Here is a 12,251-nt window from a genome sequence, read left to right on the forward strand (position 1 = left end):
CAGACATGCCGCCGCGAACGGCGGCATGTGCTGAATTACCGTTGAGACACGTACTGTGCCACGGTCGCTTTCGCACCCTTTTGCAGCAGCGTCTGGTACGCCTTCATCACCGCATCAACAAAGACGGCTTCACGCGGTAATTCCTTGCCGAAGATGGCCTCGATGCCGAGCAGCGCCTTGACCCGGCTTTCCCCTTCCGCACTGCCTTTAACCGCCGCCTGAATCACTGCCAGCTGCGGATCGCTCACGTCAATCGCATTACCCTGCTCGTCCACGCCGCCGACATAGCGCATCCACCCTGCCACGCCCAGCGCCAGCAGCGGGAAAGGCTTCTGATGCACCAGGTGCCAGCGCACGGAATCCAGCATGCGCTGCGGAAGCTTCTGGCTGCCGTCCATCGCAATTTGCCAGGTCCGATGGCGCAGGGCCGAGTTACTGTAGCGGGCAATCAGGAGATCGGCATAGCGTCCCAAATCGACGCCTTTGACCTTCAGCGTAGGCGCCTGCTCGTTGAGCATCAGCGCGTGCGCGGCGATGCGGTAATGTTCATCTTCCATACAGTCGTTGATATGCTGGTAGCCCGCCAGATAGCCCAGGTAGGCCAGAAATGAGTGGCTGCCGTTAAGCATGCGCAGCTTCATCTCTTCAAACGGGATCACATCCGACACCAGTTCGGCACCGGCTTTTTCCCACGCAGGACGCCCTGCCACAAAGTTATCTTCGATTACCCACTGGCGGAACGGTTCACAGGCCACCGCCGCCGGATCGCGCACGCCGGTCAGCCGTTCAATTTTATCCAGCGTGTCGGGGGTGACCGCAGGCACGATGCGATCCACCATGGTTGACGGGAAGGTGACGTGGGATTCGATCCAGTCCGCCAGCTCACCGTCTACCGCACGGGCGTACGCGCAGGTGACATTGCGCATCACGTGACCGTTCTCCGGCATGTTGTCGCAGGACATCACGCTAAACGCCTGCAGACCTGCCGCTTTACGTCGCGCGAGCGCTTCCACGACGACACCCGGCGCAGATTTTGGCTGGTGCGGGTTTTGCAGGTCGGCGACGATAAACGGATGATCGAGCATCAGTTGCCCGGTCGCCGGCGAGTGGCAGTACCCTTTCTCGGTGATGGTCAGAGAGACAATCGCGACCTGCGTGTCACACATCGCCGCCAGCACCGTCTCCAGCCCGTCAACCTGCGCATGAAGGGCCTTTTTGACCACACCCACTACGCGGGAGGTCCACGCATCGGCAGACATTTCCGCCACGGTATAGAGGTTATCCTGCGCGTTCAGATCGGCAATCTGCTGCTCACCACCAATCAGGTTAACCTCACAGTAGCCCCAGTCGCTGCCGTGCTCAGCGGCGAGAATATCGGCATACACTGCCTGATGCGCCCGGTGAAATGCGCCAAAACCTAAATGAACGATGCGTGCTTTAAGGCTGTCGCGATCGTACTGAGGCAGCGTCGCATTGGCCTGTAATAAGGTATTTTCCATGATTAAGACTCGTTAATTAGAAAGCTGTGGATCGCTGCCGCTCTTTCTGAAGCGGCAGCGCCTGCTGACTACACCAACTAGAATGGCAGTTGGGGTAAAAAATTACTGCCATCAACCATACTGATACTGCCGTTTGAGATTTTGATTTATATTAACTTTTGGTCATGTGGTGTGACATAAAAACAAAGTTGTGTGACAAGTCACGCAAGCTATAAACCACTAGCGTCGCGAGGAGACAGCGCCGTAACCGACCGTCTCTTTTGGCGCAGACTCAGCTGCGTCATGCGCCGCGCTCAAATCACGGTCGCGCACTTCCGGCATCAGGATCGCCGAGACCAGTCCAATCACGGAATAGGCCACCAGCATGGCAACAATCGGCCACCAGGAGCCGGTCATATTGCAGAAGATCCCTGCCAGCACCGGACCAAAACCCACCGCCACCAGACCACCCGCCTCTTTGGAGATGGCCATACGCGTAAAGCGGTTTCGCGAGCCAAACATCTCCGCCATGGTGATATTTTCCAGCGCGAACAGCCCCAGAACGGCGAAGTTATGGATAACGATGATAGAGAGCATGATCGTCCCCGGCGCATAGCTCTTATCGACGATGATCGACAGCATTGGGTACGCGAGCAGAATGGCGGAGATATTGAGAATAATGTACGGCAGACGGCGCCCCACTTTATCGGAAAGCCAGCCCAGCAGCGGGATGGAGATAAACCCCAGAATGGAGCTGATCATCAGCGCATCGGTAGGGATGGCCTTATCGAACAGCAGCGTCTGGACCAGATAGCCCGCGAGGAAGGTCTGGATCAGCCCCGAGTTGCCCGCCTGGCCGAAACGCAGGCCAGTCGCCAGCCAGAAGGATTTGCTTTTCACCATGGAACCGAGCGACGTGTCCGGTTGCACAGTTTGTGCATCGTTCACTTTCTCAAAGACCGGGCTCTCCTTGAGATTCATACGCAGCCAGATGGCAAAGATCATCACCACGACGCTGGCGAGGAACGGCACGCGCCAGCCCCAGGCGAGCAGCTGTTCACGGTCAAGGGCAAAGAACATGATGGCCCAGATCGCCGTGGCGCTCAGCGTCCCGCAGTTAGTGCCCATCGCCACCAGCGAGGAGATGATGCCGCGTTTTCCTTTCGGCGCGTACTCCGCCAGCATGGTCCCCGCCCCGGAGATCTCAGCCCCGGCGCCCAGGCCCTGAATGATGCGCAGCGTCACCAGCAGAACCGGGGCAAAAATCCCGATCTGCGCGTAGGTCGGCAGGACGCCAATCAGCGTGGTGCAGATCCCCATCATAGTGATGGTGATAAACAGCACCTTCTTACGGCCAATGCTGTCGCCCATTCTGCCGAAGATAAAGGCCCCGACGATGCGCGCAATATAGCCTGCGCCGTAGGTCCCCATCGCCAGGATCAGCGCCATCGCGGCAGACTGTTCGGGGAAGAAGATCTCATGGAAGACCAGGGCGGCCCCCAGCGAGTAAAGCTGAAAATCCATGAACTCCAGAGCGGTGCCAAGCCAGCCGGAAACGGCGGCTTTCACCAGATCGGCGGTGGATCGTTGCGGTTGTACTTGTGTCATGATGGCTATCTCTGAAAGGTAAAATGCGAACCACATAGAGCCTGTCTGCGCAGGCTCTTAATCGCGTAAATGATTATTGGCCGAACGTGAGTAAGACTTTGCAGCACTGCCGCTGATCTTTCTCAAACAGTTCGATGGCGTCTGTTACGTAGTGATAGTCAAAAGTATGGGTGATCAGTTTTTCCGGATCGATCAGCCCCCTCTTCAGCCAGTCGATGACGACCGGGAATTTGTTGGCATTCAGGCGCGAGGAGAAGATCGCCAACTCTTTGCCGGTAATGCCCTGCTGAACAATCTGGCTCGGCTCGCTGGAAAAGCCCATCAGCACGATGCGCGCCGCTGGCGAGGCCAGGGTTATCGCTTCCTGCAAAATAGATGGATGGCAGGCGGCATCAATGATTAACGTCGGTTTGATGCCTTTTTCCTCCAGCGCGGCCTGCAGCGACTGCTCGCCGTTATTAAAGACCCAATCCGCGCCGCTGCGCCGCGCCATCGCCAGGCGCTCGTCTATGCGGTCAACCATGATAACCTGCTTCACCTTATAGACGCCTTTCAGCGCCTGCACGGTGACCAGTCCCATCGGGCCAGCGCCGTAAATCAGCGCGACGTCCTGTTCCGTCGGTTTCACCTGCCCCGTTACGTTGGCGGCGATGGTAAAGGGCTCAACCATGACGGCGTGTCGATCGGGAATGTCATCCGGAATGGCCCAGGCATTTTGAGCAGGCACTGCCGCATATTCACTGAAGCCGCCATCACGGTGCACCCCCAGCACGACCAGCGAGGTGCAGACGTTCGGTTTTCCCACGGAGCACGGGTAGCATTGTCCGCAACTGATCACCGGGTCAACCGCGACGCGCTGGCCCAGGCGGGCAGCGTCAACCCCTTCGCCTGTGGCGTCAATCACGCCAAAGAACTCGTGGCCGATCGTGCGTGGGTATTTCGCAAACGGGTTATGCCCGCGATAGATGTGGCTGTCCGACCCGCAGATACCTGCCAGCGTGATTTTCACGCGGACTTCGCCTGCGCCTGGTTCCGGGTGTGGCCGCTCTTCAATCACCAGTTGGTTTGGCTGCTGAATCACTACGCTTTTCATCGTTCGCTCCTCGCTTACCAGTTCCACAGCGTGCCGTCTTCAAGGCGGGCCACCGGCAGATAGGCCGGATCGTAGGGGTATTTCGCCGCCAGCTTTTCATCAAACTCAATGCCCAGCCCCGGCTTATCGCCCGGATGCATATAGCCGTTATCAAAGCGCCAGCTGTGCGGGAAGACTTCCAGCATCTGTTCGGAGTAGCCCATGTATTCCTGCACGCCAAAGTTCGGCACCCACAGGTCGAAATGCAGCGCGGCGGCATGACAAACGGGCGACAGATCCGACGGACCGTGTGAACCGGTACGCACCTGATAGAGCGAGGCAAAATCAGCGATGCGACGCATCCCGGTAATGCCGCCCGCGTGGGTAATGGTGGTGCGGATATAGTCGATAAGCTGCTCTTCGATAAGCTGCTTGCAGTCCCAGATGCTGTTAAACACTTCGCCTACCGCAATGGGGGTGACGGTGTGCTGGCGGATCAGGCGGAAGCAGGCCTGGTTTTCCGCAGGCGTTGGATCCTCCATCCAGAACATGCGGAATGCTTCGATGCTCTTGCCGAAGCGCGCCGCTTCAATTGGCGTCAGGCGGTGGTGCATGTCGTGCAGGAGGTGCTCATTGAAGCCGAATTTACTGCGCACCGCGTCGAACAGCTTCGGCGTGAAATCGAGGTATTTTTCGGTAGACCAGAGCTGCTCTTCCGGCCAGTCGCCTTTGGTCGCAGGCTCATAGGCCAGGCCCTTTCCTTTGGCCATGCCGTAGGTGGTTTTCATGCCCGGCACGCCGCACTGTACGCGGATCGCCTTGAAGCCCATCTCTTTATGACGGGCGTAATCTTCCAGCACGTCGTCAATGGTGTGGCCGGTAGTATGGCAGTAGACCATCACCCCTTCCCGGGAGGCGCCGCCCAGCAACTGGTAGAGCGGCATGTTGGCCGCTTTGGCTTTGATATCCCACAGTGCCATATCCACGGCGGAGATGGCCGACATGGTAACCGGACCGCGACGCCAGTAGGCGCCTTTATAAAAGAACTGCCAGATGTCTTCGATGCGGTGCGCATCGCGGCCAATCAGCTGGGGGCAAAGGTGATCCTTCAGGTAAGAGGCCACGGAGAGCTCGCGTCCGTTTAGCGTAGCGTCACCGAGACCGACAATCCCCTCATCGGTGGTGATTTTAAGGGTGACAAAGTTCCGCCCCGGGCAGGTAACAAACACGTCAGCCGCGACAATCTTCATAATTCCTTTCCTTACATCGTTCGTTGTGATGCTGGAAATTTACCCATCAACCCTACTACCATACAAGTATAATGATCATAAAATCAGCTAACGATCACAAAACCCGGGGCTCACGCGCGCCCCCATCCCGCCACAATAATCAGCATACCGCACAGGGCAATCAGCGCCCCGGCCCAGTCGTATGCGCTGAGTTTGATGCCGTCCACCACGCGTAACCACAGCAGCGCCGTGCAGACATACACGCCACCGTAAGCCGCGTAAACGCGCCCACTGGCCGCCGGATGCAGCGTTAACAGCCAGACAAACAGGGCCAGCGCGACGCTTGCCGGGATAAGCAACAGTACGGTTCCTCCCTTCTTCAGCCAGAGCCAGGGCAGGAAGCAACCGATGATTTCGCATAGCGCGGTGGCAAAAAAAAGCAGCGTCGTTTTAAGCATTTTTCACGTCAGGTGAGGATTTATTTAACCATCATACCTGATGATGCCCTTTACTTTTCCATACTTGCTCCGCGGGTATGCCGTCATTTCGCTTTAGTGTAGAATCTGTACGGGGTAACTTGATTATCTGCACCCATTTAAAAGGAAACGCTATGACCACATTAAGCAAACGCCTTTGTCTGACAGCCCTGCTGGCGCTGTCATCGTTCGCCTTTGCCGCCTCTGCGACAGCGGAAACCAGCAAGCTCATTATTGAGTCTGGTGACAGCGCGCAAAGCCGTCAGAACGCCGCCATGGACAAAGAACAATGGAATGACACCCGTAACCTTCGTCAGAAGGTCAACAAACGTGCTGAAAAAGAGTGGGACAAAGAAGATGTCGCTTTTGACGCGCGCGATAAGTGTCAGCAAAGTGCAAACGTCAATGCCTACTGGGAGCCTAACACCCTGCGCTGCCTGGATCGCCGCACTGGCCGCACGGTAGCCCCATAATGTCGGTGTCCTGCGACGTTAAACTCCGTCCGCTGGAGCGTGAGGACCTGCGCTTTGTCCACCAGCTCGACAACAATGCCAGCGTGATGCGCTACTGGTTCGAAGAGCCTTACGAGGCGTTTGTCGAGCTGTCCGATCTCTACGATAAGCACATTCACGATCAGAGTGAACGTCGTTTTGTGGTGGAGTGTGAAGGTGAAAAAGCGGGTCTTGTGGAGCTGGTTGAGATCAACCACGTTCACCGCCGGGCGGAGTTTCAGATCATCATCTCCCCTGAGCATCAGGGAAAAGGCCTTGCGTCACGGGCGGCTAAGCTGGCAATGGATTACGGATTCAACGTTCTGAATCTCTACAAGCTTTACCTGATTGTGGACAAAGAGAACGAGAAAGCGATCCATATCTACCGCAAGCTGGGCTTCATGGTGGAAGGCGAGCTGATTCACGAGTTCTTTATTAACGGTGAATACCGCAACACCATCCGCATGTGCATTTTCCAGCATCAGCACCTGGCCGGACACAAACCGTCAGGCGCCAGCCTGCTGAAACCTACCGCGCAGTGAGATTGATGACAAACCTTGTCATGAACCATTGCGCTGTCTTTCTTGCCGGGTGGCGCTGTGCTTACCCGGCCTACAGTGTGCTTCATTGTAGGCCCGTGCAAGCGTAGCGCCGCCGGGCGAAACGTACAAAATGCACGTTACTCTCAGTAATATTCAATCGTGTTCTTGATGGTGTACTTGCGCTCAACGGCAGGTTTGACGCTGTCGTCCGTGATCGTCAGATCGCAGCTCACCGGGTTATTGTGGCGGTCGTAATCGCAGCTCTGCTTCACGTTGCCCAGCGGCTTATCATTCAACATGCTCACTGCCGAGTAATCCATTCTTTTGCGAAGATCTTTAGACGGCGTCGACTGGACGGACAGATGCTGATCCCCGGAGACGGTGGTTTTGCCCAGCGGGTAGCCATCCGCGTCGTAGCGATACTTCACTTCCATCTCTTTGCCGTGCGCCGCCACCACAAAACCGTTGTCGTCGGTATCCCACGTCACCCCGGCTGACGGCAGTTCGGCCAGCTGGCATTTCCCCTGCAGCTTCACTTTGCGCTGCTGGGTTTCTGCGTCGAGATAGTAATTGGCATCCAGCACCAGCGCCACGCCGGTGTTGGCCTCCAGGTCGTGCAGCTCCAGCGTATCGAAACACCCTTCCGTCGAGACGGTGCCGGTGACCCGTTTGGACACTTCGCCCTTCTCGTTGAACAGCGTCTGGGTAAAGTCTTTGACCGGCCCGCGCAGCGGATCAAAATCAAACTCGTTTGAAAAACTCGCCATCTCGGGCGTAAACGACAGCGGCGCGGAGCTGTTGTCGCACCCCATCAGTGTTGCTGCCAGTAGCGTTATCGCTGCGTATTTCTTCACATTTATTACCGTACAGGGAGATTATTCCCAATCATATTAGCAAATACAGTTGTTTACACGAAGCCTGCTAAAATTAATCTCTACACAGAGAAAAGGAGCTACAGATGAAACGGTTACCCTGGATTACCGCCCTAGTGTTAATGAGTGCCTCAACAGCCGCGCTGGCGGCACCGGATTCCTGCGAGCGCGTGAAAAGCGACATTCAGCAGAAGATTATCAACAACGGCGTGCCTGAATCAGGGTTTACGCTGAGCATTGTGCCGAACGACCAGGCCGACCAGGCGGGCACGCAGGTGGTGGGCCACTGCGCCAACGACACCTTCAAAATTTTATACACCCGCACAGGCAGTGGTGCGGCAGCTGAAGCTCAGTAATTGACCCTCAATCCCCTTTGATTTGATGAGGATTAAGATTTAATACCCCCAAATAAGTAACACTCACCCCATCATTAGCCCGGATATCATTTCGGGAAAAATAATACGCAATTATAATGATGGGGTGAGCCATGTCCGATATTGAACATCACGGCGGAATTAGCCGTCGAACTCTCGTGAAATCTACGGCGATAGGTTCTCTGGCGCTTGCCGCTGGTGGGATCTCGCTGCCTTTTGGTTTAAAAAGCGCCGCCGCGGCGGTGAAGCACGCCGTCCAGCCGCCTGAAGATACCGTGGTGTGGGGCGCCTGCTCGGTCAACTGCGGCAGCCGCTGTGCGCTGCGTCTGCACGTGCGTGACAACGAAGTGTACTGGGTCGAAACGGACAACACTGGTGAGGATGTGTATGGCGATCACCAGGTGCGCGCCTGCCTGCGCGGACGTTCAATTCGCCGTCGCATCAATCACCCTGACCGTCTGAACTACCCGATGAAGCGCGTGGGCAAACGCGGCGAAGGTAAGTTCGAACGCATCACCTGGGATGAAGCGCTCGACACGATCGCCGCCAGCCTGAAAGACGTGGTGGCCGACTACGGCAACGAAGCGGTGTATATCAACTACTCCTCCGGGATTGTCGGGGGCAATATCACCCGCTCCTCCCCTTACGCTTCGCTGGTGGCGCGTCTGATGAACTGCTACGGCGGTTTCCTGAGCCACTACGGTACCTACAGCACGGCGCAAATTGCCTGCGCGATGCCCTACACCTACGGCAGCAACGACGGCAACAGCACCTCGGACATCGAAAACACCAAACTGGTGGTCATGTTCGGCAATAACCCGGCGGAAACGCGCATGAGCGGCGGCGGGATTACGTACTATCTGGAACAGGCCCGCGAGCGGTCTAACGCGCGCATGATTGTTATCGACCCGCGCTACACCGACACGGCAGCCGGACGTGAAGATGAGTGGATCCCGATCCGTCCGGGTACCGATGCCGCGCTGGTAGCGGGTATTGCCTGGGTGTTAATCGACGAAAACCTGGTCGACCAGCCGTTCCTCGACAAATACTGCGTCGGCTATGACGAAAAAACGCTGCCGGAAGGCGCGCCCGCTAACGCTCACTACAAAGCGTATATTCTCGGCCAGGGTGATGACCACACGGCGAAAACGCCGGAGTGGGCCTCACGCATCACCGGCATTCCGGCGGATCGCATCGTTAAGCTTGCCCGCGAAATCGGCTCCGTGAAACCGGCCTACATCAGTCAGGGCTGGGGACCACAGCGCCAGGCAAACGGCGAGCTGACGTCCCGCGCCATCGCGATGCTGCCGATCCTCACCGGAAACGTGGGGATCAACGGCGGGAACAGCGGCGCGCGTGAGTCCACCTACACCATCACCATCGAACGTATGCCGCTGCCGGATAACCCGGTCAAAACGCAAATTTCCTGCTTCAGCTGGACGGACGCTATCACCCGCGGTCCGGAGATGACCGCCCTGCGCGACGGCGTGCGCGGCAAGGATAAGCTGGACGTGCCGATTAAGTTCATCTGGAACTACGCGGGCAATACCCTCATCAACCAGCACTCCGATATCAATAAAACCCACGATATCCTGCAGGATGAAAGCAAGTGCGAGATGATTGTGGTCATCGATAACTTCATGACGTCGTCAGCGAAGTATGCCGATATCGTGTTGCCAGACCTGATGACCGTCGAACAGGAAGACATCATTCCTAACGATTATGCGGGTAACATGGGCTACCTGATATTCCTTCAACCCGTGACCGCGCCGAAATTTGAACGCAAGCCCATCTATTGGATCATGAGCGAAGTGGCGAAACGCCTCGGGCCGGATATCCATCAGAAATTCACCGAAGGACGGACGCAGGAACAGTGGCTGCAGTATCTGTATGCAAAAATGCTCGAAAAAGACCCTCATCTGCCGTCCTATGACGAGCTAAAAAAAATGGGTATTTACAAGCGTAAAGATCCGAACGGCCATTTTGTGGCCTATAAAAAATTCCGCGAAAACCCGGAAGCCAACCCGCTGAAAACGCCATCGGGTAAGATTGAAATATACTCCAGCAAGCTGGCGGAGATTGCGGCCACCTGGGAGCTGGAAAAAGATGAGACCATCAGTCCGCTGCCCGTCTACGCATCAACCTTCGACGGCTGGGATGCGCCCGAGCGCGCGCAGTTCCCGCTGCAGCTGTTTGGTTTCCACTTTAAGGCCCGTACCCACTCGAGCTACGGTAATGTAGACGTGCTGAAAGCCGCCTGTCGCCAGGAGGTCTGGCTTAATCCTGTCGATGCCGAAAAACGCGGCATTAAGAACGGCGATACGGTGCGCGTCTTTAACGAACGCGGCGAGGTGCGAATTGAAGCAAAAGTGACGCCGCGCATCATGCCCGGCGTGAGCGCTATGGGCCAGGGTGCCTGGCACGACGCCAATATGAGTGGCGATCGCATCGACCACGGCTCATGCATCAACACCCTGACCACGCACCGCCCTTCACCACTGGCAAAAGGCAACCCGCAACACACCAATCTGGTGCAGATCGAGAAGGTGTAGCGGGTGAATGGCGTGGTCGTGGTTTATTCTATGGTTTGTATTATCGGTTAACACAGTCGCGCGGACACCCTCCGCGCGAACAAGGAAGATGTAATGAAAGATGTCTCACATCGTGAATCGTTCGCATTCAGCGCCCGGGTGCTGGGCGCGCTGTTTTATTTCGCGCCAGACAGCGAGCAGGCCGCGCCGCTGGTGCAGGCCCTCACCGCAGGGGATTGGATTCAGGACTGGCCCCTGCCCCCGGAAACGCTGCAGCCTGTAGCTGACACCTTTGCCGCGTCTGCCGATGAGCCGCTGAAGGACGCCTGGCAACGGCTGTTTGTTGGCCCTTACGCCCTACCCGCGCCACCGTGGGGCTCCGTCTGGCTTGACCGCGAATCCGTACTGTTCGGCGACTCGACCCTCGCGCTGCGCCAGTGGATGCGGGAGAAAGCTATCGCATTTGAAATGCAGCAGAATGAACCGGAAGATCACTTCGGGACGTTGCTGCTGCTGGCGGCATGGCTGGCCGAGAATGGCCGCGATGCGGAGTACGCTCAACTTCTGGCGTGGCACTTGCTGCCGTGGAGCACCCGCTTCCTGTCCGTGTTTGTCGACAACGCCGGGCATCCGTTTTATACCGCGCTGGGTAAGCTTGCGCAGCTGACGCTCGCAGACTGGCGATCCGGGCTGCTTATTCCGGTTGCGGAAAAAACGCTGTATCGCTAAGGGGTGTGGCTTGCTCGCGGATAGCGAGCAAGCTACGGTCAAAAGAGGAAGCTTAAAAAATTTAACTCGAAACAGGAGGCATATTGAATTTAATAATATAAAATAGCTTTTCCTGGTAAGGTCAACACTTTCGTTTGATACATACAAAACAAAACCATGACTAAAAATTATTCTTTCGAAGATAAACGCAAGAAATTACTTGTTACAGCCGTGATATTCAGCGTTTTAGGTGGATGGCTCTGGTATATGTCATGGGCATCTGGCATCTCCCATAATACTATATTAAAAAAATCCGTTCCTGAATGGATGACATATATTTCACTTGGCGTTTTGATTGGAACAATTTTTGTTATGCGCGCTTTTTACCTGCGCACTTTTAACAAAACATTAGAATATATTGCCAGTGCTTTTTTTAGCGGCTTTTGCCTTGGGTTTGTATTGAGCTTAAATTGCTATGATATTTATGTCTATCTCTTCCCGGACAAAATAATTGGCTATGAATCTGAATATGAGGTTGTCTTTCCGGGGCCTTCGAGAGGTAAGTATGGCCATTGTGAAGCGGGTCTCTGGTTAAAAGATCAGAACACCAACAGATGGATACAGCTTTGTACAAACAAAGAATATCTGCACAGCCACCGTAAGCAGGGAATGACTGGGGTGTGGGTAACGGCTCGTGTGAATAATATTGGAAGTTACATTGTGAATTATGAGTTTATTTATTTGTAGGCACGTCCCTATCTATTTTTGTTCCGGCAAAAATGAATGGTACTCAAGGTCCGCTCCTTGCTTATAGCCGTCAGCCTGATACGTCGCACCACAGATTGCGCATTCACAGCGGAGAAACCGGCT

General features: G+C 55.8%; 12 protein-coding genes. 6 read left to right on the forward strand and 6 right to left on the reverse strand.

Features of this window, described 5'->3' with window-relative positions; all coding sequences use genetic code 11:
- Positions 1-35: 35 nt before the first annotated feature.
- From BMW97_RS03695 to BMW97_RS03715, 5 genes are all read right to left on the reverse strand, one after another.
- The gene (locus BMW97_RS03695) at positions 36-1,499 is read right to left on the reverse strand and encodes a mannitol dehydrogenase family protein (RefSeq protein ID WP_045910416.1); all 1,464 of its coding nucleotides are present in this window, start codon (positions 1,497-1,499) and stop codon (positions 36-38) included.
- A 219-nt stretch (positions 1,500-1,718) separates the two neighbouring features.
- Positions 1,719-3,086 (reverse strand): MFS transporter, encoded by a 1,368-nt coding sequence (locus BMW97_RS03700; protein WP_045910620.1) that lies wholly within the window; start codon positions 3,084-3,086, stop codon positions 1,719-1,721.
- Positions 3,087-3,159: 73 nt separating this feature from the next.
- Positions 3,160-4,179 carry a Zn-dependent oxidoreductase gene (locus BMW97_RS03705; protein ID WP_045910415.1) on the reverse strand — a complete coding sequence of 340 codons (1,020 nt, stop codon included), beginning with the start codon at positions 4,177-4,179 and terminating at the stop codon, positions 3,160-3,162.
- 14 nt (positions 4,180-4,193) lie between these two features.
- On the reverse strand, positions 4,194-5,408 hold the full coding sequence (manD, locus tag BMW97_RS03710; protein WP_023292552.1) for a D-mannonate dehydratase ManD: 1,215 nt from the start codon (positions 5,406-5,408) through the stop codon (positions 4,194-4,196).
- Positions 5,409-5,518: 110 nt separating this feature from the next.
- Positions 5,519-5,845, reverse strand: coding sequence for a YnfA family protein (locus BMW97_RS03715; protein ID WP_024909097.1), 327 nt, complete (start codon positions 5,843-5,845; stop codon positions 5,519-5,521).
- Between the two features lie 152 nt (positions 5,846-5,997).
- On the opposite strand from BMW97_RS03715, the gene BMW97_RS03720 reads away from it, so the two are divergent.
- Positions 5,998-6,336 (forward strand): DUF1283 family protein, encoded by a 339-nt coding sequence (locus tag BMW97_RS03720; protein ID WP_023335541.1) that lies wholly within the window; start codon positions 5,998-6,000, stop codon positions 6,334-6,336.
- Entirely contained in the window at positions 6,336-6,896 is a 561-nt protein-coding gene (speG, locus tag BMW97_RS03725) for a spermidine N1-acetyltransferase (RefSeq protein ID WP_048030664.1), read from the forward strand. The genes BMW97_RS03720 and speG overlap by 1 nt, the downstream gene beginning before the upstream one ends.
- 143 nt (positions 6,897-7,039) lie before the next feature.
- Here the strand turns inward: speG and BMW97_RS03730 are convergent, their stop codons facing one another.
- A complete protein-coding gene (locus BMW97_RS03730) occupies positions 7,040-7,750 on the reverse strand; it encodes a YnfC family lipoprotein (RefSeq protein ID WP_072052294.1) in 711 nt (236 codons plus the stop codon).
- Positions 7,751-7,854: 104 nt separating this feature from the next.
- Here BMW97_RS03730 and BMW97_RS03735 point away from each other — a divergent pair, with 104 nt between their 5' ends.
- The 4 genes from BMW97_RS03735 (at position 7,855) to BMW97_RS03750 (ending at position 12,128) form a co-directional block, all read left to right on the forward strand.
- Complete coding sequence (locus tag BMW97_RS03735; RefSeq protein WP_045910412.1) at positions 7,855-8,124, forward strand: DUF1161 domain-containing protein; 270 nt, start codon at positions 7,855-7,857, stop codon at positions 8,122-8,124.
- A gap of 131 nt (positions 8,125-8,255) precedes the next feature.
- A complete protein-coding gene (ynfE, locus tag BMW97_RS03740; protein WP_045910411.1) occupies positions 8,256-10,694 on the forward strand; it encodes a selenate/tellurate reductase subunit YnfE in 2,439 nt (812 codons plus the stop codon).
- Between the two features lie 93 nt (positions 10,695-10,787).
- Entirely contained in the window at positions 10,788-11,402 is a 615-nt protein-coding gene (gene dmsD / locus BMW97_RS03745; protein WP_045910410.1) for a Tat proofreading chaperone DmsD, read from the forward strand.
- A 156-nt stretch (positions 11,403-11,558) separates the two neighbouring features.
- On the forward strand, positions 11,559-12,128 hold the full coding sequence (locus tag BMW97_RS03750; RefSeq protein WP_045910409.1) for a hypothetical protein: 570 nt from the start codon (positions 11,559-11,561) through the stop codon (positions 12,126-12,128).
- Positions 12,129-12,251 lie beyond the last annotated feature (123 nt).

Source organism: Enterobacter sp. NFIX58 (assembly GCF_900110475.1).
Lineage (GTDB): Bacteria > Pseudomonadota > Gammaproteobacteria > Enterobacterales > Enterobacteriaceae > Enterobacter > Enterobacter quasiroggenkampii.

Bases quoted from the DNA above. Each gene is read 5' to 3' on its own strand.
- BMW97_RS03695 (WP_045910416.1), bottom strand. From the start codon at position 1,499: ATGGAAAATACCTTATTACAGGCCAATGCGACGCTGCCTCAGTACGAT.
- BMW97_RS03700 (WP_045910620.1), bottom strand. From the start codon at position 3,086: ATGACACAAGTACAACCGCAACGATCCACCGCCGATCTGGTGAAAGCC.
- BMW97_RS03705 (WP_045910415.1), bottom strand. From the start codon at position 4,179: ATGAAAAGCGTAGTGATTCAGCAGCCAAACCAACTGGTGATTGAAGAG.
- manD (WP_023292552.1), bottom strand. From the start codon at position 5,408: ATGAAGATTGTCGCGGCTGACGTGTTTGTTACCTGCCCGGGGCGGAAC.
- BMW97_RS03715 (WP_024909097.1), bottom strand. From the start codon at position 5,845: ATGCTTAAAACGACGCTGCTTTTTTTTGCCACCGCGCTATGCGAAATC.
- BMW97_RS03720 (WP_023335541.1), top strand. From the start codon at position 5,998: ATGACCACATTAAGCAAACGCCTTTGTCTGACAGCCCTGCTGGCGCTG.
- speG (WP_048030664.1), top strand. From the start codon at position 6,336: ATGTCGGTGTCCTGCGACGTTAAACTCCGTCCGCTGGAGCGTGAGGAC.
- BMW97_RS03735 (WP_045910412.1), top strand. From the start codon at position 7,855: ATGAAACGGTTACCCTGGATTACCGCCCTAGTGTTAATGAGTGCCTCA.
- ynfE (WP_045910411.1), top strand. From the start codon at position 8,256: ATGTCCGATATTGAACATCACGGCGGAATTAGCCGTCGAACTCTCGTG.
- dmsD (WP_045910410.1), top strand. From the start codon at position 10,788: ATGAAAGATGTCTCACATCGTGAATCGTTCGCATTCAGCGCCCGGGTG.
- BMW97_RS03750 (WP_045910409.1), top strand. From the start codon at position 11,559: ATGACTAAAAATTATTCTTTCGAAGATAAACGCAAGAAATTACTTGTT.